Source organism: Roseomonas genomospecies 6, from assembly GCF_008365375.1.
Lineage (GTDB): Bacteria > Pseudomonadota > Alphaproteobacteria > Azospirillales > Azospirillaceae > Azospirillum.
The window spans coordinates 79578-104090 of sequence record NZ_QOKW01000005.1; the positions used below are offsets into that span (position 1 = coordinate 79578).

General features: G+C 69.5%; 24 protein-coding genes. 10 read left to right on the top strand and 14 right to left on the bottom strand.

From position 1 onward, the window contains the following. Positions 1–99: 99 nt before the first annotated feature. Positions 100–1545 (bottom strand): flippase, encoded by a 1446-nt coding sequence (locus DS843_RS08515; protein WP_149468464.1) that lies wholly within the window; start codon positions 1543–1545, stop codon positions 100–102. Positions 1546–1703: 158 nt separating this feature from the next. Further along, the gene (locus DS843_RS08520; protein ID WP_149468465.1) at positions 1704–3968 is read right to left on the bottom strand and encodes a GNVR domain-containing protein; all 2265 of its coding nucleotides are present in this window, start codon (positions 3966–3968) and stop codon (positions 1704–1706) included. Positions 3969–4177: 209 nt separating this feature from the next. Here DS843_RS08520 and DS843_RS08525 point away from each other — a divergent pair, with 209 nt between their 5' ends. Together DS843_RS08525 and DS843_RS08530 are read left to right on the top strand one after the other, a co-directional pair. After that, on the top strand, positions 4178–4900 hold the full coding sequence (locus DS843_RS08525) for a Crp/Fnr family transcriptional regulator (RefSeq protein WP_286192008.1): 723 nt from the start codon (positions 4178–4180) through the stop codon (positions 4898–4900). A 77-nt stretch (positions 4901–4977) separates the two neighbouring features. Further along, the gene (locus tag DS843_RS08530; RefSeq protein ID WP_149468466.1) at positions 4978–5169 is read left to right on the top strand and encodes a YgaP family membrane protein; all 192 of its coding nucleotides are present in this window, start codon (positions 4978–4980) and stop codon (positions 5167–5169) included. Between the two features lie 55 nt (positions 5170–5224). Here the strand turns inward: DS843_RS08530 and DS843_RS08535 are convergent, their stop codons facing one another. The 4 genes from DS843_RS08535 to DS843_RS08550 form a co-directional block, all read right to left on the bottom strand. Next, complete coding sequence (locus DS843_RS08535) at positions 5225–5761, bottom strand: hypothetical protein (RefSeq protein ID WP_149468467.1); 537 nt, start codon at positions 5759–5761, stop codon at positions 5225–5227. 58 nt (positions 5762–5819) lie between these two features. After that, positions 5820–6047 carry a hypothetical protein gene (locus DS843_RS08540; RefSeq protein ID WP_149468468.1) on the bottom strand — a complete coding sequence of 76 codons (228 nt, stop codon included), beginning with the start codon at positions 6045–6047 and terminating at the stop codon, positions 5820–5822. A gap of 451 nt (positions 6048–6498) precedes the next feature. Next, positions 6499–7083 carry an ActR/PrrA/RegA family redox response regulator transcription factor gene (locus DS843_RS08545; protein WP_014239303.1) on the bottom strand — a complete coding sequence of 195 codons (585 nt, stop codon included), beginning with the start codon at positions 7081–7083 and terminating at the stop codon, positions 6499–6501. 14 nt (positions 7084–7097) lie between these two features. Continuing rightward, positions 7098–8450 (bottom strand): ActS/PrrB/RegB family redox-sensitive histidine kinase, encoded by a 1353-nt coding sequence (locus DS843_RS08550; protein WP_149468469.1) that lies wholly within the window; start codon positions 8448–8450, stop codon positions 7098–7100. 110 nt (positions 8451–8560) lie between these two features. Here DS843_RS08550 and DS843_RS08555 point away from each other — a divergent pair, with 110 nt between their 5' ends. From DS843_RS08555 to lpxD, 3 genes are all read left to right on the top strand, one after another. Beyond that, complete coding sequence (locus tag DS843_RS08555) at positions 8561–9373, top strand: ABC transporter ATP-binding protein (RefSeq protein WP_149468470.1); 813 nt, start codon at positions 8561–8563, stop codon at positions 9371–9373. Beyond that, positions 9360–10196: an ABC transporter permease gene (locus tag DS843_RS08560; RefSeq protein WP_286192009.1), complete on the top strand. Its 837-nt coding sequence runs from the start codon at positions 9360–9362 to the stop codon at positions 10194–10196. The genes DS843_RS08555 and DS843_RS08560 overlap by 14 nt, the downstream gene beginning before the upstream one ends. Positions 10197–10276: 80 nt before the next feature. Then, positions 10277–11404, top strand: a complete 1128-nt coding sequence (gene lpxD, locus DS843_RS08565; protein WP_149468471.1) for a UDP-3-O-(3-hydroxymyristoyl)glucosamine N-acyltransferase — start codon at positions 10277–10279, stop codon at positions 11402–11404. A gap of 144 nt (positions 11405–11548) precedes the next feature. Here lpxD and DS843_RS08570 read toward each other — a convergent pair whose 3' ends face one another. From DS843_RS08570 to cobS, 3 genes are read right to left on the bottom strand one after another with little or no spacing between them, the layout of a single operon-like run. Then, positions 11549–12058 (bottom strand): pyridoxamine 5'-phosphate oxidase family protein, encoded by a 510-nt coding sequence (locus DS843_RS08570; protein ID WP_149468472.1) that lies wholly within the window; start codon positions 12056–12058, stop codon positions 11549–11551. Between the two features lie 36 nt (positions 12059–12094). Continuing rightward, the gene (locus DS843_RS08575) at positions 12095–12724 is read right to left on the bottom strand and encodes a histidine phosphatase family protein (RefSeq protein WP_149468473.1); all 630 of its coding nucleotides are present in this window, start codon (positions 12722–12724) and stop codon (positions 12095–12097) included. After that, positions 12721–13497: an adenosylcobinamide-GDP ribazoletransferase gene (gene cobS / locus DS843_RS08580; protein WP_149468474.1), complete on the bottom strand. Its 777-nt coding sequence runs from the start codon at positions 13495–13497 to the stop codon at positions 12721–12723. The genes DS843_RS08575 and cobS overlap by 4 nt, the downstream gene beginning before the upstream one ends. A gap of 172 nt (positions 13498–13669) precedes the next feature. On the opposite strand from cobS, the gene cobT reads away from it, so the two are divergent. Next, positions 13670–14698: a nicotinate-nucleotide--dimethylbenzimidazole phosphoribosyltransferase gene (gene cobT, locus DS843_RS08585; protein ID WP_149468475.1), complete on the top strand. Its 1029-nt coding sequence runs from the start codon at positions 13670–13672 to the stop codon at positions 14696–14698. Between the two features lie 75 nt (positions 14699–14773). Here the strand turns inward: cobT and DS843_RS08590 are convergent, their stop codons facing one another. From DS843_RS08590 to DS843_RS08605, 4 genes are all read right to left on the bottom strand, one after another. Then, on the bottom strand, positions 14774–15343 hold the full coding sequence (locus tag DS843_RS08590) for a hypothetical protein (RefSeq protein WP_149468476.1): 570 nt from the start codon (positions 15341–15343) through the stop codon (positions 14774–14776). Positions 15344–15389: 46 nt separating this feature from the next. Then, positions 15390–16568 carry a succinyl-diaminopimelate desuccinylase gene (dapE, locus tag DS843_RS08595; protein ID WP_149468477.1) on the bottom strand — a complete coding sequence of 393 codons (1179 nt, stop codon included), beginning with the start codon at positions 16566–16568 and terminating at the stop codon, positions 15390–15392. Between the two features lie 19 nt (positions 16569–16587). After that, positions 16588–17430 (bottom strand): 2,3,4,5-tetrahydropyridine-2,6-dicarboxylate N-succinyltransferase, encoded by an 843-nt coding sequence (gene dapD, locus DS843_RS08600; protein WP_149468478.1) that lies wholly within the window; start codon positions 17428–17430, stop codon positions 16588–16590. Positions 17431–17526: 96 nt separating this feature from the next. Next, positions 17527–18201: a pyrimidine 5'-nucleotidase gene (locus tag DS843_RS08605; RefSeq protein WP_286192010.1), complete on the bottom strand. Its 675-nt coding sequence runs from the start codon at positions 18199–18201 to the stop codon at positions 17527–17529. Positions 18202–18391: 190 nt separating this feature from the next. Here DS843_RS08605 and DS843_RS08610 point away from each other — a divergent pair, with 190 nt between their 5' ends. The 4 genes from DS843_RS08610 (at position 18392) to DS843_RS08625 (ending at position 23017) form a co-directional block, all read left to right on the top strand. Then, the gene (locus DS843_RS08610; RefSeq protein WP_149468480.1) at positions 18392–20107 is read left to right on the top strand and encodes a sensor domain-containing diguanylate cyclase; all 1716 of its coding nucleotides are present in this window, start codon (positions 18392–18394) and stop codon (positions 20105–20107) included. Beyond that, entirely contained in the window at positions 20104–21450 is a 1347-nt protein-coding gene (locus DS843_RS08615) for a DUF2336 domain-containing protein (RefSeq protein ID WP_149468481.1), read from the top strand. The genes DS843_RS08610 and DS843_RS08615 overlap by 4 nt, the downstream gene beginning before the upstream one ends. Positions 21451–21482: 32 nt before the next feature. After that, positions 21483–22115 (top strand): hypothetical protein, encoded by a 633-nt coding sequence (locus tag DS843_RS08620; protein ID WP_286192011.1) that lies wholly within the window; start codon positions 21483–21485, stop codon positions 22113–22115. A gap of 128 nt (positions 22116–22243) precedes the next feature. Continuing rightward, complete coding sequence (locus DS843_RS08625; RefSeq protein WP_149468482.1) at positions 22244–23017, top strand: hypothetical protein; 774 nt, start codon at positions 22244–22246, stop codon at positions 23015–23017. 21 nt (positions 23018–23038) lie between these two features. Here the strand turns inward: DS843_RS08625 and DS843_RS08630 are convergent, their stop codons facing one another. Then, a complete protein-coding gene (locus DS843_RS08630; protein ID WP_149468483.1) occupies positions 23039–24403 on the bottom strand; it encodes a pentapeptide repeat-containing protein in 1365 nt (454 codons plus the stop codon). Between the last annotated feature and the right edge of the window lie 110 nt (positions 24404–24513).

Here is a 24513-nt window from a genome sequence, read left to right on the forward strand (position 1 = left end):
ATGCCGTTGATCGGACGGTGTTTTGTTGGTGGTAATCCGGTCCGGTGGCAAGGGTGCGTCCGGTCGGCGCGCTCTGGGATTCGGGATAGGGCGGGCGCGTCATGCCGCCGCCACGATCAGCCGGCGCAGCCGCGACGGGCGGACCAGACCGGTCGCCAGCGCCGCCAGCGCGTAGACCGCGACCAGAACCGTCCCGCCGATCAGCAGGGCGGCCAGCGGATGGCCGGGGGCCATCAGATGCGGAAAGGCGTGGGTCAGCCCCAGAGTCGCCCCCATGGCGAGCGCGCCGCACAGGGCCGCCCGCGCGGCGATGCCGAGGTAAAGCTGGCCGACCTCCCGCCGGTGCAGCCAGGCGAGCCCGGTCATGGCGGTCAGCTCGGCGAGGATGGTCGCCACGGCGGACCCCTCGATCCCATAGCGCGGGATCAGCAGCAGGTTCAGCGCCGCGTTCGTCAGCCCGCCGATCAGGATGGCGGTCATGTAGCCGGTCTGCCGGTGCCAGACGAGCAGCGGGTTGCCCATCGTCAGGTTGATGTGGACGACGGCCACCGCGATCATCAGCAGGCGCAGCGTGTCCGCGGCGGGGGCGTAGGCCGGGCCGAAGACGGTGCTCATGACGGCCGGCGCCAGCGTGAAGCCTCCCGCCGCGATCAGCGCGCCGATGGACAGGGTGGTCGCGGCGTAGTCGCGCATCCGCGCCCGCATCGCCTCGCGGTCGCCGTAGGCGGCGGCGAGCTGCGGCATGAAGGCGCTGAGGATGATGTTCCCCGCGGTCAGCGACAGCACCAGCAGCTTGGTCACCGCGGCGTACCAGCCGACCTCCGTCTGCGGGACCATGAAGCCCAGCATCACCAGATCCAGGTGGGAGAACAGCGCCCAGGCGAAGACGCTGACCGCCATGGGGGCGGAGGTCTTCAGGATTCCCGCCCACACGGCCGGAGCCACCCGCGGACGCGGCATCCGGAAGTCGTGGCTGAAGCGGGCCAGCATCAGGGCGGCGTTGATGACGAAGGAGGCGGCGGTGATCCCGGCGGCAACCGCCAGATCCTCCGGCCCGCGCACCAGCGCCAGCACGGCGACCATGTTGCCCAGCGACGTGCCGATCTCGCGCACGGCGATGACGCTCATCCGCTCCGTCGCCTGATAGACGAAGTCGAGCAGCAGCGCGTTGCCCAGCAATTGGACCGCCTGCACCAGCAGCACCGCCTTGACCAGCGCCGGCTTGTCGAGCTGAAGGACGAACACAGCGTAGAGCCCGCCGACCAGAACGGCCAGCAGCAGGCGCAGGGTCAGCACATGGTCCGCGAGCACCGTCGCCTTTTCCCGGTCGCGGGCGATCTCGCGCATCGCGTAGGTGGACAGGCCCAGATTCACGAACAGGGCGGCGTAGGCCAGCATGGAGGTGCCGAAGCCCAGCACGCCGAATCCGTCCGGACCCAGGGCGCGCGCGGTCCAGGCCGTGGTGACCAGCCCGCTCAGCAGCGTGGCGACGCGGGCCAGCCCCAGCGCGCGGATGTTCAGGAAGATGCGTCGTCCGGCGGTCATGGGCTTTTTCGGGTGTAATGGCACGTGCGGGCGCTGGGCCCCCACCCAACCCTCCCCCGCTTACGCAGGGGAGGGCTTTCTCCTCCCCCTGCGTAAGCGGGGGGAGGTCGGGAGGGGGGCCCGACGCGACCGCTTCTCTCGGCGCGCCGTCGTTGTCGTCAGTTCGCGTAGTAGCGGCGGTAGCCGTGGTAGCGCCCGCTGTCCGGGAACTCGTATTGGGCGTGGCGGCGGATATCGACCTGGGAGAACAGGACGCCGACGACCTCGCCGCCCGCCTCGACGATCTCCTTCAGCCCGGCCATGGCGGTCTCCCGCTTGGTCTTGCCCCAATGCACGATGAAGACGGTCTGGTCGGCCAGCGCCGCCAGCAGCTTGCCCTCCGACACGGCGAGCACCGGCGGGCTGTCCAGGATCACCCGGTCGTACTCCAGCGCCAGCCGCGAGATGAGCTGGTGCATCCGGCTGGACCCCAGCATGTCCTGCGGCAGGGCGGACCCGCGCCCGGAGGCGATGAAATGCAGGCCGGTGCGCGGGTCGGTCTGGATCACCTCGTTCGGCGCGCATTCGCCGGACAGCACCTCGTACAGACCGCGCTGGTTCTCCATCCCCAGCATCTGGTGCAGCCCCTTGCGGCGCATGTCGCAGTCCAGGATGATCGTCTTCTGGCCGGCGTTGGCGCAGATGCGCGCGAAGGCCGCGGCGATCGAACTCTTGCCCTCGCCGGGGACGGAGGAGCTGAACAGGATCACCCGCTGGTGCCCGTCCGGGTTGGCGAGCAGCAGGGTGGTGCGCAGGTTCTGCATCGCCTCCGCGAAGGCCGACATCGGCTTGTCGATGGCGTAGGCGGCGGGCGAGGTGCCGAGGCGCCGCCGCCGCCCGATCGACGGGACGATGCCCAGCGACCGCACGCCGGTGGCCGCCTCGAACTGGTGCGGGCTGCGGAAGCCGCGCTCCGACTGCTCGCGCAGCATGGCCAGAAGCACGCCCAGCGTGGCCGAGGCGATCAGGGCCAGCAGGACGATCATCTTCTTGTCGGGCTGCGACGGGTTCAGGGGGATCGCCGCTTCCGACACGATGCGGGCGTCCGGCTGCTGGATGTCGGTCTGGCCGGCGATCTCCTGGAAGCGGGTCAGCATCGCCTCGTACATGGTCTGCGAGGTCTCGGCGTCGCGTTCCAGCGTGCGCAGGGTGACGTTGGATTCCTGCTGCTGGTTGCGCTGGGCCTGGAGCTGGTCGAGGTTGGCCTTCAGGGCGGCCTCGCGCCCGCGCTCCACCTCCACCTCGTTGCTCAGATTCTGGACGATGCGGTTCACGTCGGCCTTGATCTGGCCTTGCAGGTCGCGCAGCTCGCTCTGGAGCGCGGTCAGCGTCGGATGGCGGGCGCCGTACTTGTTGGCCGCCTCGGCGATCTTGCGCTGAAGCTCCACCTCCTGCTGGCGCAGCGCCTGGATCAGGGGAGAGCCGAGCACGTCGCCGATGGCCGACACGCCGCGCGGACTCTGCGCCAGGGTGGAAACCTCGCGCAGCTTGGACTCCGCCTCCTGCCGCTTGGTGCGGGCCAGGACGTAGCTGGTGTTCAGCTCCGCCAACTGCTGGGCGATCAGGGTGGTTTCGCCGTTGGCGTTGGTCAGGCCGCTCTCGGCGCGGTACTTCTCCGCCGCCTCGCCGGTGGTCTTGGCCTCGCGGCGCAGTTCGGTGATGCGCTCCTCCAGCCAGGCCGTGGCGCGCTTGGCCCCCTTGAACTTCTCGTCGAGCTGATCGACGAGGTACAGCTCGCCGATGGTGTTGGCGATCAGGGCGGCCTTGCGCGGGTCCTCGCTGTCGAAGTCCACGGCGATGACGTAGGAGCGGCCCTGCGGCCTGACCGCCAGATTTTCAAGGAAACTGTTGACGGTGGAGGTCTTCTCGTTGGCCGCCTTCTCCTCCGGGCTCAGCGCGATCTCGGGCCGGTCGCCGCGGGCGCTGTTCCACCAGGATTCGGGAACCCAGTTCTTCGGGTTCAGGTAATAGAACCAGTTGATCTGATCGGGCCGCAGCGCGGCGTTGAACTCCGGGTCGTTCATCAGGCCCAGCTTGTCCACCACCTTCTCCGCGAAGGCGGGGGACTTCAGGATCGCCACCTCGCTCTGCAGGGCGCCCAGTTCCGTGGACAGGCCGGACACGACCTCCTGGTAGTTCATCACCTGATTCTTGCGGTGCTCCACCATGATCAGGGTCTGGGCGGTGTAGAGCGGCGTCATCCGCAAGGCGACGAGCGCCGCGATGCCCGTCCCCAGCACGATCACCGCCCCGATCAGCAGCTTGTGGCGCAGCAGCATGCCGGTGGTGCGGCGCACCGCGCTGGCCGCCGCGGTGGACAGGTCGAAGGAGACCGGTCCCGTCTGGCGCCGCTGGGGCTGATCCTGAATGTCCTGGGTGGCCAAAGCGGGTTCCTCCTCGCATGCCGAACGGCACCCCGTTCGGGGCGTTACGGTTGCCTAGAACGCCATCCACCGTCCGACCGTTTCATGCTGCGCCGAGAGCATCCGGTGAGGAAGACACGCTCATTGGGTACTCTGCCCGGGTTCGCTTTCGGGGTGGTCCGCATCCGAACCCGCCGCCGGGGTGGACCGGAGGAGCCCCTTCGCCGATAATGGTCATTGCCGACGAGAGGGGGCCGGGCATGCCGCCGGAGAGCATTGAGAAGGCTGACGATTTCTGGGCTGGAGCCTTTCCCGCGCTGAGCGCGCTGGAGCCGGACGCGCTGGCGCTTCTGCGCGCGCGAGGAACGCGGATGGCGGTGCCGCGCGGCACGGTGCTGTTCCGCATCGGCAGCCTGTGCCGCAATTTTCTCATGCTGCTGGACGGCACGGTGCGGGTGCAGATGACCTCCGAGAACGGGCGGGAGATCGTCCTGTACCGCGTCGGGCAGGGCGAGACCTGCATCCTGACCACCGCCTGCCTGATGACGCGGGCCGACTACAACGCCGAAGGCGTGGCGGAAACCGATCTGGACGCCATCGCCCTGGGGGCGGCGGCCTTCCACGAGCTGCTGGCCCGGTCAGCGCTGTTCCGGGATTTCGTCTTCGCCTCCTTCGGCACGCGGCTGCTCGGCATGATGATGCTGGTGGAGGAGGTGGCCTTCGGGCGCATCGACCTGCGGCTGGCCCGCTTCCTGGTGGACCACCGCGACGCGCGCGGCGGCTTGGACACCACCCACCAGACGCTGGCCGTCGAGCTGGGGACCGCGCGCGAGGTGGTCAGCCGCCAGTTGAAGGAGTTCGAGCGGCGCGGCCTCGTCGAGCTGTCCCGCGGGCGTGTCGGGGTGCGCGACCCGGACGCGCTGCTGGCGCTGGAGCAGGCGGACGGCGTGTGACGGAGTCACAGACCGCTGGCGTAAAATGGGCTTGGATGGGCGCACCAATCGCCCAACCCAATCCATAAGGTGCGTCCATGCCCATCAACGTCGGCACCATCGACCGCGCGCTCCGCGCCATCGTCGGCCTCGTCCTGATCGCCCTCGTCTTCGTCGGCCCGCAGACCCCCTGGGGCTGGATCGGTCTGGTCCCGCTGCTGACCGCGGTGATCGGCTTCTGCCCGGCCTACACCCTGTTCGGCGTGAGGACCTGCTCCATCAAGCAGTGATGCCGTGGGAAGGGCGTAGCCGGGGAAGGCCGCGCTCCTTCCGTCCGCGCGGGTCCTATGCTCGGACCAGGGCGGTGATCGCCTGAAAGACCTTGAGGTTGAGCGGCGTGTCGAAGGTCGGCGACCGCGCCTTCCGGATGGTGCCTTCGTATTCCTTGATCGTCGATATCAACGCGCTGGAAAGATCCGGTGCGGTCCGGATGTCGCCAATCTGTGAAAGGCAGAGGATGTAGGCGAAGTTCAGGTTGGCTTCGTGGGTGTAGATGTCGGCGCCTTCGGCGCATTCGACTTGGATCAAGGGGCGGTGAAGGGCCTCGAAAAGAAGAATTCGGCCCCGGATGTCTCGGAAATTCCGCAGATCCATCATATTTCTGATGGAGAAACGGCTTCTAAGCCGGGAGATTTCTCCGTCTATGGCTTCCTCAATTCTTTGTAGTGATGAAGCAATCTCTGGCTTTTCCTTAAGGTGCAGCGTCAAGTGAACCGGGTTCGGGCGCCGTTGCACCATATAGAATTCGTATTTTGCCTTAAAGGCACCGAAGACAGTGTTTATTAATAACTCTGCGTCGGCGTCAGCCTGTGATGACGTCATGAATATGCATTCGCAGAATTGCAGGGTTTGCAGAGCCGGTCCGAAGGGCCGGGCTCGTTCAAGATCGGTTGTTTTCCGGCTTTGCGCGGCCTTCCGAATTCTGGCCGTTCAAGGCGCGCTGGAAACTCCGGACGCCAACCTCGATCTCATCGTCGGACGGAATGCGGAAACCCTGGTGAACAGCCTTCGTGGCGAAGTGGTCCATGATGGACTGCTTCAGCGCGTTGGCTCCATCCCTGACCAGCGTAAAGCGGGTCCAAGACGGCGGCGGGTTGGGCTGCGTCAAGGGGGACCCCAGCGTCTTCCCAATGGCGGCGCCTTTCTGCGAGGCGACCGGCTGGGTGGTTGCGGCGCGTGCCGAAAAAGGCATCGGTCCTGTCCCGAAATTTCAGCGTGTTTGGCTACTTTAATGCAGAGCTGACGCGATTCTCAAGCACATTAAATTACATACACTTGCCTTTCGCGCTGCGGCAGGTGTGCGATCAATAGCGGTCCTGCTGCCGCCAATAGAAGACTAAGACGATGGTGGGCAAGACACAGTGAATATGTGGGTATTCATAACGGAAAGTACGACGGGTTGCCTATTCAAAGCGTCCGGTCGACTTGGCGACATCAAAAGTTGCCGACCCGCGGATGGGAGGATGGGGTCGCGGGTGCCCCCGGACGTGAAAACGCCCCCTCGCCGGTGTGGAGAGAGGGCGTGGACAGGGGCGCCGATCGCGTCCGGTGACGCGCCGTCACCCCCGCGGGGCGTGCTTGTTCAGGATGCGCTGCAGGGTGCGGCGGTGCATCTTCAGGCGGCGGGCCGTTTCGGAGACGTTGCGGTCGCACTGCTCGAACACGCGCTGGATGTGTTCCCACCGCACGCGGTCGGCGGACATCGGGTTTTCCGGCGGGGAGGGCAGGGGACGGCCATCGGCCAGCAGGGCGGATTCCACGGCGTCGGCGTCCGCGGGCTTCGGCAGGTAATCGACGGCGCCGGCCTTCACCGCGGCCACCGCCGTGGCGATGTTGCCGTAACCGGTCAGCATGACGATGCGGGCGTCGGGGCGCGCGTCGCGCAGGGTCTTGACCACGTCCAGGCCGCTGCCGTCCGCCAGCCGCAGATCGACCACCGCGAAGGCCGGGGCCGATTCCTGGGCGACGTCGATCCCGAGCTGCACGCTGTCCACGGCCACCACGTTGAAACCGCGCTTTTCCATGGCGCGCGCGAGGCGGGTTCGGAACGGAGCGTCGTCGTCGACGATGAGGAGGCTGCGGGTAACGTCACCCGTGAACGTCAGCTTGGCGGTTTCGCCCGTTGGACTCTCGTCCGTGGTCATCGCGCTATCCACCACTAGTCCTCTGGTTCTAAGACACCACGGTCCCAACGTACGACAACTCGCGCGCCGCCGCTACGGTTATTGCTAAAGGCTACCAGGGCACCCGTTTTCTCTAGCAGCGTTTGTGCGATGAAGATTCCCAGTCCCATATGTCCCGACCGTTCGCTTCTCGCGGACAGGTAGGGCTCGCCGATGCGGCTCAGCAGATGGGCGGGGTATCCGGGCCCGTCGTCCATCACCGCCACGGTGGCCGACTTCGCGTCCCAGGAGGCAACGACGGTCACGCGCCCGCTGGCGAACTGGTGGGCGTTCTGGATGAAGTTGCCCAGACCGTGGATGATTTCCGGGCTGCGGCGGACGATGGGCTCCTCCACCCCGGCGGTATCCCCCGCGGCGCTGTTGCGCTCCACCACGAATTGGATGTGGCCCAGCCGGTGCGGCGCGCCCGCCGCTTCCACCAGCGCGGTCAGGGGCAGCCGCTCGAACGGGTCGCCGCCGTCGGCTTCCGGCTTGCGGGCCAGCTCCGCCAGGATCTCACGGCAGCGCATCACCTGGCTTTGCAGAAGCGCCACGTCCTCGGTGTAGGGGCTGTCCGGCGGCATGTCGTGCAGAAGCTCCTTCGCCACCACGGCGATGGTGCCGAGCGGCGACCCCAGCTCGTGCGCGGCGGCGGCGGCCAGAGCGCCCAGCGAGGACAGCCGCTGCTCCCGCGCCAGCGCCACCTGCGAGGCCGACAGGGCGTTGGCGAAGCGCCGCGCCTCCTCCGCCACGCGGAAGACGTAGCCGCTGATGAAGCCGGCGGACACCGACAGCGACAGCCAGATGCCGAAGGCGTAGAGCGGGGCGACCGAGGGCATCGGCTCCGGCCAGGGCAGGGGGAAATGCCACAGCGCCAGCACGGTCAGGCAGACGAGGTTCAGGCCGGTCAGCAGGACCACGCTGTAGCGCGACAGGATCGCCGCGGCCACCGTCATCGGCGCCAGCAGCAGGATGGCGAAGGGGTTGGCGAGGCCGCCGGTCAGATAGAGCAGCAGCGTGAGCTGCAGCATGTCGTAGCCGAGATAGAGCGCCGCGTCCCGGTCGGCCAGCCGCAGCCTCCCGCCGCGCTGGGCCATCGCCACGAGGTTCAGCAGCACCGACGCCCCGATGGCCGCCAGCACCGGCCCCAGCGGCAGCGGGAAGCCCATGACAAGTTGCACCGACGCCACGGTGGCGAGCTGACCGATCACGGCGATCCAGCGGATCAGGATCAGGGTGCGCAGCGTGACGCGCCCGTCCAGGTTGGTCCATTGGGCCGGTCCAGGACGATTGCCGTGCGTCGGGGCGTGGCGGACGGATGAGGCAGCGGCGGCGGAACCGACGGTCATGGGGGCGGACTTTCCAACAGGGGCCGCTGTTCCCGCGGCTTCGTATCGATTTGTTGGATGCTGTTTTGCCACTCTGGCGTTTGCGCGCCAAGCGGCCATATTCTCCGCCTATGGATCAATGCGCAAAACGGCACGCCATCCGGGCCGAAAACCTGACCAAACGCTACGGCACGGCCCGGTCCGGCGAGGTCACCGCGGTGGACGGCATCTCCTTCACCGTGGGGGCGGGGACGGTCACCGGGCTTCTGGGGGGCAATGGCGCCGGCAAGACGACGACCATTTCCATGCTCCTGGGGCTTCTGCTGCCGACCTCCGGCACGGTGGAGGTGCTGGGGGTGGACATGGTGCGCCACCGCCACGCGGCGCTTCCCCGCATGAACTTCTCCTCCCCCTATGTGGAGCTTCCGCACCGGCTGACCGTGCGGGAGAACCTGACCGTCTACGGGCACCTCTACGGCTTGAAGGGCGTGAAGCGGCGGGTGGAGGAGCTGGCCGAGCATCTTGAATTGACGCGCTTCCTGGAGCGCCCCTCCGGCGGTCTGTCGGCGGGGCAGAAGACGCGGGTGGCGCTGGCCAAGGCGCTGCTCAACCGGCCCGAGTTGCTGCTGCTGGACGAGCCGACCGCCTCGCTCGACCCCGACACGGCGGACTGGATTCGCACCTATCTGGAACGCTACCGCTTCGAATCCGGGGCCACCATCCTGCTCGCCTCCCACAACATGCTGGAGGTGGAGCGGCTGTGCGACGACGTGCTGATGATGCGCCAGGGGCGGATCGTCGACCGCGGGTCCCCGGCGGCGCTGCTGGCCCGCTATGGCCGGACCTCGCTGGAGGACGTGTTCCTGGACATCGCCCGCGACCGCGCCAACGGCGAGGACGCCAGCCGGGATGCCAACCGGGAGGCCGCCGATGCCGCCGAGTGACGCCGCCGTGATGGTCCACCCGAACCCGGCCTTCTCCGTCCGCCGGGTCGGGGCGATGGTCCTGCGCTACTGGTATCTGCTGCGCGGGTCCTGGCCGCGTTTCCTGGAGCTGGCCTACTGGCCGACCATGCAGATGATCCTGTGGGGTTACATCAACCAGTTCATGGCCACCTCCAGCGCCTGGGTGGCGCAGGGGGCGGGGGTGCTGGTCAGCGCGGTGCTTCTGTGGGACGTGCTGTTCCGCGGGCAGCTCGGCGTGTCGGTGTCCTTCCTGGAGGAGATGTGGTCGCGCAACCTGGGACACCTCTTCGTCAGCCCGCTGCGCCCCGGCGAATGGGTGGCGGCGCTGTTCGGGATGAGCCTGATCCGAACCGTCATCGGCGTGGTTCCGGCGGCGCTTCTGGCGATTCCGCTCTTCGGCTACTCCCTGTTCGACCTGGGGCTTCCGCTGGCCGGTTTCTTCGCCAACCTGATCGTCTTCGGCTGGTCGTTGGGGCTGGTCATCGTGGCGCTGATCCTGCGCTACGGCATGGGGGCGGAAGGGCTGGCCTGGATCGTCGTCTTCATGCTGGCCCCGGTCAGCGCCGTCTATTACCCGGTCAGCGTCCTGCCGGGCTGGCTGCAATGGGTCGCGCTGTCCCTGCCGTCCAGCCACGTCTTCGAAGGGATGCGCGCCATCCTGTTCGACGGCACCATGCGCTGGGACCATCTGGCCTGGGCGGTGGGCCTGAACGCGCTGTTCATGGGGCTGTGCACGGCGGCCTTCCTCTATTCCTTCCGTCAGGCGCGGGTGCGCGGGGCGCTGCTTCAGACGGGGGAATGACAAAAGGTGCCGGCTCTCGCCAGCACCGGCCAGCCGTGCTAGCGTCCCGGCCTCTTCGGACCGACAGCCAGAGCGCCGCCATGACTCCCGTTTCCCCCGCCGCCCCGGTCACCCTCGCCGAGATCGCCGCCGCCCTGGGCGCCGCGCTGGAGGGCGACGGCTCCGTCCGCATCGCCCGCGCCGTCCACCCGTCGGAGGCCGAAGGGCCGGAGGATCTGGCGCTCGCCATGGAAAAGGGTCTGACGGACCTGCTCGCCAACGGCAAGGCCGTCGCCGCCGTGGTCGCGGAGGGGGCGGAGGTGCCCGCCAACCTGAAGGGCTGGATCGTCGTGAAGCGCCCGCGCTTCGCCATGGCCGGGCTGACGACCGTCTTCGAAAAGCCGGTCCACGCCGAGCCGGGCGTCCACCCCGCCGCCTTCGTGGCGCCGGAGGCGGTGCTGGGGCAGGGCGTGTCGGTCGGCCCCTTCGCCTATGTCGGGCCGAGGGCGGTGCTGGGCGAAGGCGTGATCGTGATGCCGCACGCCACGGTCGGGGCGGAGGCGGTGATCGGCAAGGACTGCCTGCTGCACCCCGGCGCCCGCATCGGCGAGCGGGTGGTGATGGGCGAGCGCTGCATCATCCATCCCAACGCCGCGGTCGGCAACGACGGCTTCAGCTTCGTGACGCCCGAGCCGGGCAGCGTGGAATCGGCCAAGGCGACCGGCCGGGTGGTCGGCACCAACGTGCTGATCCACCGCGTGAACTCCATCGGCACGGTGATCCTGGGCGACGACGTGGAGATCGGGGCGAACGCCACCATCGACCGCGGCACCATCACGGCGACCCGCATCGGCTCCGGTACGAAGATCGACAACCTCGTGCAGATCGGCCACAACGTGCAGATCGGCACCAACTGCATGCTGTGCGGCCATGTCGGCATCGCCGGCAGCACGACCATCGGCGACCGCGTGGTGCTGGCCGGCAAGGTGGGCGTGGCGGATCATGTGAAGATCGGCAACGACGCGGTGGTGGCCGCCAATTCCGGCGTCGGGACGGACATCCCGGCGAAGGCCGTTTACATGGGCTACCCGGCGGTGCCGCGCGACCGCGCCTTCGACCAGTACAAGGGGCTGGCCCGCCTGAAGCGGATGTACGCGGACGTGACCGACCTGAAGAAGCGCGTCGGGGCGCTGGATGGGGGCGGGAAGGCGGCGGTCGAGGAGAAGTGATCGGAGAAGTATTGCCCCCTCCCTAACCCTCCCCCGCTGACGCAGGGGAGGGGATAGAACTCCCTCTCCTGCGTCAGCGGGGGAGGGAAGGGGCCCATGCGAAGCATGGGAAGGGTGGGGGCAAGCACCGCCCCGATCAAACGCTCACTGAAACGCGATCTTCGCGTGATCGCCCGGCTTCGGCGGTTCGCCGGTGATCTTCGCCTTCACATAGCCGTAGGCGTAAACCATGGCACTGGATGGGCTGTCCCAGTATTCGGCCCGGTCGACGCTGATCTTCAGCAGCGCGAGATCGGGGTCGTCCACCCCCTGCGGGAACCAGGTGGACAGGATGTCCCGCCAGAGGAAGCGGATCTTGTCGCGGTCGCGCACCGTTTCCGCCACGCCGGACACCGACACGTAATCCTGCTTGTCCGGGTCGGCGTAGGACAGGTTGACGCGCCAATGCGTCTTCAGTTCATGCACCTTCGGCGAATCGGCCCGCGTAAAGAACCACAAGGTGCCGTCGTCGAACCCCGCGTGCGGCAGGGTCGCCATCGGGCGGGAATGCAGGATGCCGTTCTCGTCCAGCGTCGTCATCATGCAGATGCGCACGCCCTTGATCATGCCCCAGAGCTTCTCGGCGGCCTCGCGATCGTCAGCGCTTCTTGCCATGGTCTGACCCTCTATCGGTAGCCCAACGGAGTTCCGTCAACGCCCGCTGCCCGAAAAGGTTCCGAGCGCGTTCAGGGCCGCCACCGACCAGGAATCGCCCTCTTCGCCGCCGCCATAATGGTCGATCCGCGACAGCGACAGCGGCGCCACCGCCAGCCGGAGCGCCGCCTGAGGCGTCAGGTCGAGCGCCAGCGCCAGCGCCGCGCGGATCGGCCCGCCGTGGATCACCGCCACGATGTCGCGACCGGCGTGCGCCTCGGTCAGGCGGGCGACGGCGCCGGCCACCCGCTGCATCACAGCGGCGAAGCTCTCGCCGCCCGGCGGGGCTTCCGCCGCCGGGTCGGTCCAGAAGCGGCGGGCCTCTTCGGGCTGGGTTTCCGCCACCGCACCGTGGGACAGCCCCTCCCATCGCCCGAAATCCTGCTCGGCGAGGTCGCGCTCGATCAGCGCCATGTCGCTGCCGGGCAGGCGCAGCGCCGCCGCCGTCTGGCGCGTGCGGCGCAGATGCGAGGTCACCCAGACCGCCTGAGGCGGCAGGCGCGCCGCCAACTCCGCCAGGGCCGCCACGTCGCCGGTGTCGGCGGGAAGATCGCTCCGCCCGTAGATCAGCTTGTCGGGATTCGGGACGGGGGCGTGGCGGATCAGCCACCAGCGAGTGTTTTTCATACAACAGTCGCGGCCAAGGTGAGCAGGACGGCGGCCTCCGCCACCTGCTGGGCGGCGCCGAACACGTCGCCGGTGTGGCCGCCGATCTGCCGCCGCGCCTGCCACGCCACCGCTAGGGCGGCCAGGGCCGCGGCGAGGATCGCGGCGGGCGCCGTCCAGCCCAGCGCCGCCACGGCCACGGCCAGCGCCAGGGCGAGCGCCAGGGCCACGGTGCCGGGCGCCGGGCGCCCCTGCCGGGCGGCGAGGCCGTCGGCGCGGGCCGGGGCCATGAGGCGGGCCATCGCCGCCATGCCGCCGCGCGACAGGGCGCCCGACGCCAGAAGGGCGGGGATCGCCACGCGCGGCTCGGCCAGCGCCGCCAGCGCCGAGGCGCGGACGGCCACCGAGAAGACGATGGCCAGCACGCCGTAGCTGCCGACCCGGCTGTCCCGCATGATCTCCAGCTTGCGGCCCCGGTCTCGCCCGCCGCCGAAGCCGTCCGCGACGTCCGCCGCCCCGTCCTCGTGCAGGGCGCCGGTGATCCAGACCATGGCGCCCAGCGCCAGCAGCGCCGCCGGCAGCGGCGGCAGATGCGCCAGCGCGGCCACTCCATAGACCGCGCCGCCGAACAGTCCCACCCCGGCCCCCACCAGGGGAAACCAGCCCATGGCGCGGGCATGGGCGTCCTCTGCCAACGGGCCGGACAGGCGCAGCGGCAACCGCGTCAGGAAGACGACGGCCAGCGCCAGTTCGGCGGACCAGCGGCGGGCGGGCGGGGCGGTTTCCTCAAGCATGGCGTTCCGGAGTACGGCAACCCCACGCCCGCCGCAACGGTTAACCGACGGGACGACAGGCTCTTTGACAGCCTCTTTGACAGGGGCTTGGGAATGGTCCAAGGTCGCGCCGCTTTTTTCATCGCTTCTCCCTTCACCGCATCTTCTGCCGTCAGCGCCAGGACCCTTCGCCATGAGCAACACGCAGCCCGCCATCACCTTCGAGGAAATCCGCGCGTTGGTGCGCAACCTGCCGGGGCCGGACCTCGACTCCGGCACGGCGGCGCTCCAGCGCGAACGGCAGCTCACCAAGCCGGCGGGCGCGCTTGGCCGGCTGGAGGAGATCGCGCAGTGGATGGCGACGTGGCAGGGCCAGCACCCGGCGGAGGTGCGCCGCCCGCGCGTCGCCGTCTTCGCGGGCAACCACGGAGTCGCCGCCCGCGGCGTGTCGGCCTACCCGGCGGAGGTGACCGCCCAGATGGTCGCCAACTTCCAGAACGGCGGCGCCGCCGTGAACCAGCTCTGCGAGGTGGCCGACGCCGACCTCCGCGTCTACGAGCTGGACCTGGAGAACCCCACCGCCGATTTCACCCAGGGACCGGCGATGGGCGAGGAGGAGTGCTGCCAAGCCATGGCCTACGGCATGATGGCGGTGGAGTCGGGCGTTCAGCTCCTGGCGCTGGGCGAGATGGGCATCGGCAACTCCACCGCGGCGGCGGCGCTCTGCAACGCCCTGTTCGGCGGTGAGGCCAAGGACTGGACGGGCCGCGGCACCGGCGTGGACGACGAGGGGCTGGCCCGCAAGGTCGCCGCCGTGGAGGCCGGTCTGGCCGCCAACCCGCAGGCCAAGGACGATCCGTTCGAGGCGCTGCGCCGCTTCGGCGGTTACGAACTGGCGGCCATCGCCGGCGCCATCCTGGCGGCCCGCATGGCGCGGGTGCCGGTGCTGCTGGACGGCTACGCCTGCACGGCGGCGGCGGCGGTCCTGTTCAAGGCCGACCGCCGGGCGCTGGACCATTGCATGGTCGCCCACCGCTCCGTCGAGCCGGGCCACGACCATCTGCTCGCCGCCATCGGCAAGGAGCCGCTGCTCGATCTGGGAATGCGCCTGGGCGAGGGCTCGGGTGCCGCGCTGGCGATCAACATCGTGAAGTCGGCCTGCGCCTGCCACGCCGGCATGGCGACCTTCGCCGACGCGGGCGTCAGCACGCGCGGGGTGTGAGGGGCGGGCGTTCAAGGCACACTTTCCCCCACCCTAACCCTCCCCCGCTAACGCAGGGGAGGGGACAGGCGCTGCCTACAACAGCCCGTCCGCGAAATCGGTGATGAGCGCGGACAGGAACAGGTCGAGCATGACCAGAGCCGCCGACGCCACGCCGGAGATGTCCAGCGCCGTGCGCATGACGAACCACTGGTAGGTCAGCATCGCCAGCATGATGCCGAAGACCAGCCCTTCGGAAATCGGGCCGGGAAGCACCCCCGTGGCGGCCAGGATCACCACCGGCAGATAGACGCTCATCTGCACGACCGACGACCAGTTGTAGGCGCACAGGAAGTCCACATAGCGGGCCTGCCGGTCCAGCATCCCGCTCACCCCGTGCATGACGACCGGAAAGGCCGTCCAACTGATGACGTAGGCGATGGCCTCCACCACAACGATCTGGAACAGCGGCGTATCCGGCACCTGTCCCCACAGCCGGATCGCCAGCAGCAGCGTCCAGGCCGGGGCGACGATCACCGCGGCGTAGAAGGACTTCCACGCCCCTTCAGGCGTGCGGTCCATGTGCTGCAATCCGGTGGGGTCGAACCGCGCCAGACGATAGGCGCCGAAGACGGAGGAGGCGACGTCCCGGGCGGTCAGCGGCATCTTGCGGTCACCGGAGGGTGGAAAGGGTGGTCGGGCGGAAGCTCTGTCAACCGATGCGGTCGAAGACGTTCCGCAGAACCTCGCCGTAAATGTCGGTCAGGCGGGTCAGGTCGTCCAGCGTCGTGTGCTCGTCCACCTTGTGCATCGTCTGCCCGACGAGGCCGAACTCCACCACCGGGCAGAAGTTCTTGATGAAGCGGGCGTCCGACGTGCCGCCGGTCGTCGAATATTCGGGGCGGCGCCCGGTGACGCGCTCCGCCGCCTCGGCCACCAGCTCGGTCAGGGGGCCGGGCGGGGTCAGGAAGCTGTCGCCCGACACGAAATGGTCCAGCTCGTAGGAGCCGCCCACCCGGTCGAACCGCTCGCGCAGCCACGCCAGCAGCGTGTCGGCGGTGTGCAGGTCGTTGAAACGGATGTTCAGCGTCGCCTTGCCCTGCGCCGGGATGACGTTGTGCGCCGGGTTGCCCACGTCGATGGTGGTCAGCTCCAGGTTCGACGGCTGGAAATGCGGGGTGCCAGCGTCCAGCGGCTCCGCCGTGATGGCGGCCAGCATGCGGGCCAGCCGGGGCAGCGGGTTGTCGGCCAGATGCGGGTAGGCGACATGCCCCTGCGCGCCGTGGACGGTCAGGAAGGCGGTCATGCTGCCGCGCCGCCCGATCTTGATCATGTCGCCCAGCGCCTTGGGGTTGGTCGGCTCCCCGACCACGCAGGCGTCGAGCGTCTCGCCCCGGGCCTGCATCCAGTCCAGCACCTTGCGGGTGCCGTTGATGGCGACCCCTTCCTCGTCCCCGGTGATGAGCAGGCTGATGGAGCCCTTGGGCGCTCCCCCAGCTTTGACGTGGCGGGCGGCGGCGGCGACGAAGGCGGCGACCGCCCCCTTCATGTCCACGGCACCCCGGCCATAGAGCCGCCCGTTGTGGATCTCCGCCGCGAATGGGTCGATGGACCAGCCCTTCAACTCGCCGGGGGGCACCACGTCGGTGTGCCCGGCGAAGCAGAAATTCGGCCCCTCCGTGCCCAGCCGGGCGTAGAGGTTGTCCACCGGCGCCGTGCCCGCCTCCTCGAACCGCAGGCGGTGGCAGGCGAAGCCCAGCGGCGCCAGCGCCGCCTCCAGCACGCCCAGCGCGCCGCCGTCCTCGGGCGTCACGCTGGGGCAGCGGATCAGGGCCTGCGCCACCGCGACGGGATCGCAGGGATCGAAGGACAGGGCGGCGTCGGTGGTCATCGTGGCGTCTTCCCCGGCGTCAGTCGCGCAGCAGGTCGTTGATGGAGGTCTTGGCGCGGGTCTGCTCGTCCACGCGCTTCACGATCACCGCGCAGTAGAGCCCCGGACCCGGCGTGCCGTCCGGCAGCGGCTTGCCCGGCAGGGTGCCGGGGACCACGACGGAGTAGGCCGGGACGCGGCCCACGAAGACCTCGCCCGTGTTGCGGTCGATGATCTTGGTCGAGGCGCTGATGAAGACGCCCATGGACAGCACGGCGCCGCGCTCCACGATCACGCCCTCGACCACCTCGGACCGGGCGCCGATGAAGCAGTCGTCCTCGATGATGACCGGGTTGGCCTGGAGCGGCTCAAGCACGCCGCCGATGCCGACGCCGCCCGACAGGTGGACGTTCTTGCCGATCTGGGCGCAGGAGCCGACGGTGACCCAGGTGTCCACCATCGTGCCGCTGTCCACATAGGCGCCGACGTTGACGAAGCTGGGCATCAGGATGACGTTCGGCGCGACGTAGGCGGAGCGGCGGACGACCGCGCCCGGAACGGCGCGGAAGCCGGCGGCCTGGAACTGCGCTTCGGACCAGCCTTCGAACTTCGGCGGCACCTTGTCGTACCAGGAGGCGCCGCCCGGCGCGCCGGGGATCGTCTCGTTGGCGTTCAGGCGGAAGGACAGCAGCACCGCCTTCTTCAGCCACTGGTTCACCACCCAGCCGCCGTCGGTCTTCTGCGCGACGCGCAGGTCGCCGGCGTCGAGGCCGGACAGGGCCTCCTCCACGGCGTCGCGGACGGCGCCCTTGGTCGAGGCGTTCAGGGTGTCGCGGGTTTCCCACGCGGCGTTGACGGCGGATTCGAGGCTGGCGTGGCTCATGTCGGCATTCGCTGGGCTGTCTGTTCGAGGGTTCGGAACATGGGCCGCGCCGCGCCGCCTTGTCAACGTTGCCTTGTTCTTAGGGGGGCGGGCGGCTCAGCCCGCGACCTCCTCCAGCCAGGCGGGCAGGTCGTCCACGGTGTGGTCGATGTGGCTGCCGGTGCCGACTCCGCCCTCGTCGGGGCGCGACCAGTCGGCCTCGCTGCGCACCCACACGGTCGTCATGCCCATGGCGTGGGCGGGGACGAGGTTGCGGGCGATGTCCTCCACCATGCAGGCGCGGGAGGGGTCGATGCCGTAATGGTCCACCAGAATGGCGTAGGGGCGCGGGTCGGGCTTGGGCACGTAGCCGGCCTCGACGATGCCGAAGGTCGCCTCGAAGCAGCCGTCGATGCCCAGCCGCCGCGTCACGTTCTCCGCATGGCGGACGGAACCGTTGGTGTAGATGATCTTGCGTCCCGGCAGCCGGTCCAGCGTGCCCGCCAGATCGGGGCAGGGGGACACGGGGGTGACGTCGATGTCGTGGACATAATCCAGGAACGGCACCGGATCGACGTCGTGCTCCACCATCAGACCGCGCAGCGTCGTCCCATGCTCCCGGAAGAAGCGCTTCTGCATGACGCGCGCCTCCTCCCGGGAGATGCCGAAATGCCCGGCGATGAAATCGCCGATGCGCCGGTCCACCTGGGCGAACAGGTTGCAGGAGGCGGGATACAGGGTGTTGTCGAGGTCGAAGATCCAGACCCCGGTGTCGCGGAGGGAAGCAGTCATGGGCTGAACAATGGGGGTTCGATCACCCGCCCGCAAGCCGCTTCGCCGCATGGCGCTCTTCCGTTCGGGAATGGCCTTGCTCTCAATGAGTGGTTGTGGCGGGGAGCCGCCAGGACCGCCGGAAGAAAGATTCGGCAATGGAACGCATTTTTCCGGTATACTCCCCGGCGCGCAGTTTCAGGTTCGCACCGTGTCCCCAGACCCCACATCCGACGCTCATCCGCCCGGCCCGCCCGGCACCGTTCCGACGCCCACGATCCTGGCCGCCTTCCCCGGCCCGGCGATCTGGCTGGATTCCGGTCACGGCGTCGCCGCCGCCAACGCCGCCGCGGAAGAGCTTCTGTCCGGCGACGGGCGCTGGCTGGCGGACGTCCAGGCGTGGCTTGCGGCCAGCAGTGTGGCGCCGGGCCTGCGCTCCGTTCCAGTGGACTTGCCGCGCGGCGTGATGATCGTCGAATGGGCGGCCACGCCGCTTCCCGACGGGGGCGTCCTTCTGCTGGGGCGCGACGCCACGCTGGAGCGGCAGCTCCGCCAGACGCTGATCGAGTCGCGCCGCCGCTACAAGGATCTGGTCGAGGTTTCCAGCGATTTTGCCTGGGAAACGGGCAGTGACGGGCGATTCGTCTTCGTCACGCCGAAGGGCGCGCTGGGTTACAGCGCCGATGCGTTGATTGGTCGCAACCCTAGGGATCTCGCGGTCAACGAGTGGGGCGACCTGCCGTTGCCGTTCGACACGCGCCGCCCGGTCGATCAGGCGGAGCTGTGGCTGAAGCGGGTGGACGAGCTGCCGTCCTGCTTCGTCGTGTCGGCGGTGCCGCTGTTCGGGCCGCAGGGTGAATGGCTGGGCGCGCGCGGCGTCTGCCGCGACACCACGGAGCAGGTGCTGCGCTCCGCCGAACTGGCGCGGGTGCGCAACCGCGAGAAGATGCTCGCCCACATCGTCCACACGCTGCGCGACCAGCTCGACGGCCAGAAGGCGCTGCACGTCGCCGCGGTGGAGACCGCCCGCGCGCTGGGCGCCGACGGCTGCCGCATCTACCGCGCGACGGAAACCGGCGCCCTGCGCCCCGCCGCCGACTTCGCCGCGGAAATCCCGAAAGAGCTGCTGTCCGACCTCTCGCGGTCCGTCCTGGAGGAGGTCGCCGCCGGGGAGGAACCGCAGGACCTGACGCTGGGGACGAACCGGCTGCTGGCCGCCCGGACGGAACACCGGCAGGCGGTCAACGGCGCCGTGGTGATCTGGCGCGGCGACGACTCGGACCCCTGGGACGAGGAGGACCGGATGCTGCTGTCCGGCGTGGCCGACCACATCGGCATCGCCCACGCGCATCTTGCCTATCAGGAGCGGCTGCGCCGCCTGTCGGAGCGCGACGGGCTGACCGGCCTGTTCAACCGCCGCACCTTCTTCGAACGGCTGGAGGAGGCGCTCGGCCGCACGGACACCGGGCCGTCGGCCCTGCTCTATGTCGATCTCGACAACTTCAAGGCGGTGAACGATCTGCACGGCCACCATCAGGGGGATGCGGTGCTGAAGGCCATCGGCGGCCTGCTGACCAACGGCGTCCGGCCCGGCGACCTGCCGGGGCGGTTGGGCGGGGACGAGTTCGTCCTGTGGCTGGGCCGCACCGACGAGGAGCGGGCGGCGACCGTCGCCGAGCGGCTGCTGTCCGGCATGGCCGCGCTGCGCCACCTGTCCGCCGGCCCGGACAAGCCGCTGGGCCTGTCCATCGGCATCGCCGTCCACCGGGTGGGCCGCGAGACCGTGCAGGAACTGACCGACCGCGCCGACTCGGCGATGTACGATGCCAAGAAGCGCGGGAAGGGCCATTACGCCCTGGCCCCAGCCCCCGATGTGGAGAATTCCCCCGGGGTGGAGAATTCCTCCGTGGCGGAGATGTCCCCATGACCCCCGGCGGCGACCGCGCCGACCCCCACGTCCTCGACCCCACCGATTACGAGGCGGCCAAGCGGATGGCCCGCAGCGCCGACCCGGCGGTGCGCCGCCGCGTCGCCGCGTCGCCCCAGACCCGGCCCGAGCTGCTGTATTTCCTGGCCGCCGACACCGCGGCGGAGGTCCGTGAGGCCATCGCCACCAACGCCGGAACGCCCCGGCAGGCCGACCTGATGCTGGCCAAGGACCGCGAGGTCGCGGTGCGCGGCGCCGTGGCCCAGAAGGTCGCCCGGCTCCTGCCCGACCTGTCCGCCGACCAGGCGTCGCAGGTCGAGCGGCTGACCCTGGAATGCCTGGAGGCGCTGGCCCGCGACCAGGCGACGGAGGTGCGCGGCATCCTGGCGGAGGCGCTGAAGGACCTGCCCGGCGCGCCGCACGGCGTCATCAACACGCTGGCCCGCGACGTGGAGCTGTCGGTCTGCGCCCCGGTCCTGCAATTCTCGCCGATCCTGAGCGACGAGGACCTGTCGGACATCATCATGCGCGGGCCGGCGGCCGGGGCCATGTCGGCCATCGCCGGGCGCAGGGAGGTGTCGGCCTCCGTCGCCGACGCCATCGCGCGGTCCGACGACGAGGCGGCGGTGACCGCCCTTCTCGCCAACCCGTCGGCCCAGATCCGCGAGGAGACGCTGGACCGCATCCTGGATCAGGCGCCGCAGCACGAACCCTGGCACGCCCCGCTGGTGCGCCGCCCGCGCCTGCCGGCCCGCGCCGTGGCGCGTCTGGCCAGCTTCGTCGCCGACAACCTGCTGAAGGTCCTGCAGGAGCGCACCGATCTCGACCCCGCCGCCGCCCGCGCCCTGGCCGAGGGCGTGCGGGCGCGCGTCAACCGCGGGGCCGGGGGTGCCGGCAACGGCGGCGGTCCCGGTGCCCCCCGCGGCCTCGTCGATTTCGGGGAGGAGGAGTTGGGCCATTCGCCCGGCGACAAGGACAAGGCGGCGGAGCGCCCGTCCGACAAGGCCGCGCGGCTGAACAAGGAAGGCAAGCTGACGGAAAAGCTGCTGGAAGGCGCGCTGGCGGAAGGCGACCGCGCCCTGGTCCTGGCCGGGATGGCCGAGCTGGCGCAGCTTCCGATGCCCATCGTGGACCGCATCATCGGCACCCACGCCCCCCGCGCCGTCACCTCGCTGGTGTGGCGCTGCGGCCTGTCCATGCGCTTCGCCCGGCAGGTTCAATTGCGGATCGCCCAGATTCCGCCAAAAACCGCGCTTATGGCTCGGGAAGGCGTCCTTTACCCGATGTCCGACGACGAGATGCGCTGGCAGCTCGCCTTCTTCGGAGTCGAGGAGAAAGCCTGACGCCGCGCCACCACACGGACCCGTCACCAAAGATGCCCATGCGCGCCCTGGCCATCCTGCTGCTTCTCCTCGGACTTTCCGTTCCGGCCTTCGCCGCCCCGCCTCCGGCCTCGCCAGAGGAGCGGGAGGTCGCCGCGGTGTTCGACAGCGCCCGCTCCGCCCTGGCGCAGAAGCGCGGCGCGGCGGTTGTCCCCATGCTGTCCCGCGCGTCGCTCGACAAGCTGGAGCAGGTGCGCTCCGCCGCCCGCAGCGGCGGTGACGCCGGCCTCGCCAAGCTGGAGCCGGCGGAGAAATTCGCCGCCATGGGGCTGCGCCGCTACGTCAGCCCGGCGGACCTGCGCCGCATGTCGCTGGGCGAACTGGCCGATCACGGCATGAAGAACGGCTGGCTCGGCCCCAACGTCATCGGCAGCAGCGGGCTCGGACCCGTGCGGGTGCGGGGCGACCGCGCCTCAGCCCTGTTGATGGTGGACAACCGCCCGGCCCTGGTTCCCGCCGACTTCGTGCGCGAGGGCGGGGCCTGGAAGATCGATCTGACCGGCGTCTTCAGCTTCGGCAGCCAGATGCTGAAGGGCTTCGCCGCCATGTCCGGCAAGAGCGAGGAGGCCTACATCGAGGACATGCTCCAAAAGCTGCCCGCCAAGCCGGCGATGATCCACCGGTAAGGCGACCGCGAAGGGATAGGGTGGCGTCGCGTTGCGCGTTACACCTCCTGCGGCGGGTTGGACCGTTGCGTGGAATCCAGGGATTGCGTTAGAGTCGCGCCACACGCACTAAGCGTTGGTGCCCCCTGATGACCGCTCCGGATGGCTATCCCTTCGACGCGCTGGACGCGCGGCGCACCGCGTTCGACGACGCGGGCGCCGGGCTTTTCCCGTCCGCCGCGGCCAGTGCCGTCCCGGTCAGCCCAGTCCCGGTCAGCCCAGTCCCGGTCAGCCCGATCCCGGTGCGCAGCGGTCCGCAGTTCATTCCCTACACCGTTCCCTGCGCCGTCGAGTTCGCCGCGGCGGTGATCCGTCTGGCCGCCGGACGGGGCACGGACGTCTCCACACTGGCGGCCTCCGCGTTGCTTCTGGTGCCCGACCGGATGCCCGATCCAGGCGCTCCGGACGGCGGGGAGCGGACCGTTCTGGAGATGAGGCTACCGCCGGGCCATGCCGAATCGGCCATCCGCCGGGCGCTGGCGGCGGTGCTGGCCCTGGCCGATCCGGGGTGCCGGCTGGTCGCCGCCGAGGAGGCGGGGCGGCTGGAGGCGGCGGTGGAAACCCTGACCTACCGGAACAAGGCGCTGGCGCACGCGCTGGAGCGGGTGTCCTTCCGCCCGCTGGACGGCAAGCTGACCCAGGTGCGCGACGCCGCGCAGATGTTCGGCTTCGTCAACGAATGGTGCTTCGACGAGGACCGGGTGGTGAAGCGCTTCCGCGAGCTGGCCCCGGTCTATCACCCCGACACCGGCGTGGTCGCCTGCCGCGACCGCATGGCGCAGCTCATCGACGCGCGCAACCTGCTCATCAACCACGTCCGCACGGCCTACCGGTCCGGCCCCTGGACGCGGCGGCAGCCCTGAGGGCGGTGCTCAAGACGGTGTTCAGGTCCCGGTGAGGGTCTCGACCCCGATGGCGTCGGTCAGGCTGGTGCCGTCCAGAACCGTCCCGTCGAGATCCGCTCCGGTCAGGTCGGTGCCCGACAGGTCGGCCTCGCTCAGGTTGGCGCCGCGCAGGTCGGCCCCGGCGAGGTTGGCTCCGGACAGGTTCACCTTGCGCAGGTCGGCGCCCTTCAGAACGGCCATGCCCATGCGGGCGCGCTGAAGGTTGGCGCGCCAGACGTGGCTGCCGGACCCCTGGATGTGCACGGGGCCGAGCTGGGCCTCGGTCAGGTTGGCGCCGGTCAGGGTCGCCCGCTCGAAATTCACGCCGCGCAGGTCGGCCTTGGTGAAGTCCACCTTGCGCAGGTCCGACAGCGACAGGTCCGCGATGGCGAGCGAGGTGCCGGTCATCGAGGCGCCGCGCAGCGTGATGCATTGCAGGATGCCGGCGGACAGGTTGATGCCGTCCAGCTTGCGCCCCGACAGGTCGAGCGAGGACAGGTCGGCGCGCTTGCCGTCCTTGCCGCCGCTGTCGATCCAGGCGAGATGCAGGGTCAGGATGTTGCGCAGGTCGTCGTCCGGATTCTCCAGAACCTTCGCCATCATCGCGGCGGACAGGTTGGGGGAGCGGAGCTGGGCCGCGTCCAGGATGGCGCCGATCAGGATGGCGTTGGTGAAGTTGGCGCGCCCGATGGCGCAGCCGGTCATCACCGCGCCGGACAGCCGGGCGCCGGACAGGTTCGCCTCCGACAGGTCGGCGTCGGTCAGGTCGCAGCCCGTCAGGTTGGAGTTCGTCAGGTTGGCGCGCATGAACTTCGTGCCGCGCAGGATCGCGTCGGTCAGGTCGGTCTGCATCACGAAGGCGTTCGCCACCTTGGCCCGCGACAGGTCGGCGCCGCGGATGACCGCCGCCGTCAGCTCCGACGTCAGGACCGAATCCTCGAAATTGTGCGGCATCATCTCCCCCGACGGGGTGTAGTGCAGCAGCGTGCCGTCGCGGAGGTCCACCTCCACCAGCATGGCCTCCGACAGGACGGCGCCGCGCAGGCAGGCGCCGCGCAGGTCGGCGCGGCGCAGGTCGGCCTTTTCCAGGTTCGCCAGCCGCAGGTCGGCGGCGTAGAGGTTCGCGTTGGTCAGGTTGGCCCGCGTCAGCCGCGCGCTGAACAGCTTCGCCCCCGACAGGTCGGCGTCGGACAGGTCGATCCCGGACAGGTCCAGATGCGACAGGTCGCGCATCTTCAGGTTCGCGCGCACCCCGCCCGGCTGGCTTTTCCGGAAAGCCTGATGCCGGAGCAGGATCGTGTTGAGCTGACTCTGCGTCAGCTTCGTGCGCGGCGTGTTCGTTCCGAGGCCTTGCGCGGGCGGCATCAGGGAAATCCCGGGTTGGTGGCGCCGCCCACTCTAAAGGGGAGCCGCGAAGAAAGAGTTAACAATCGGTAACGCTTTATTCAAGTGCGCCTCGAATGCGTTCCATTGCC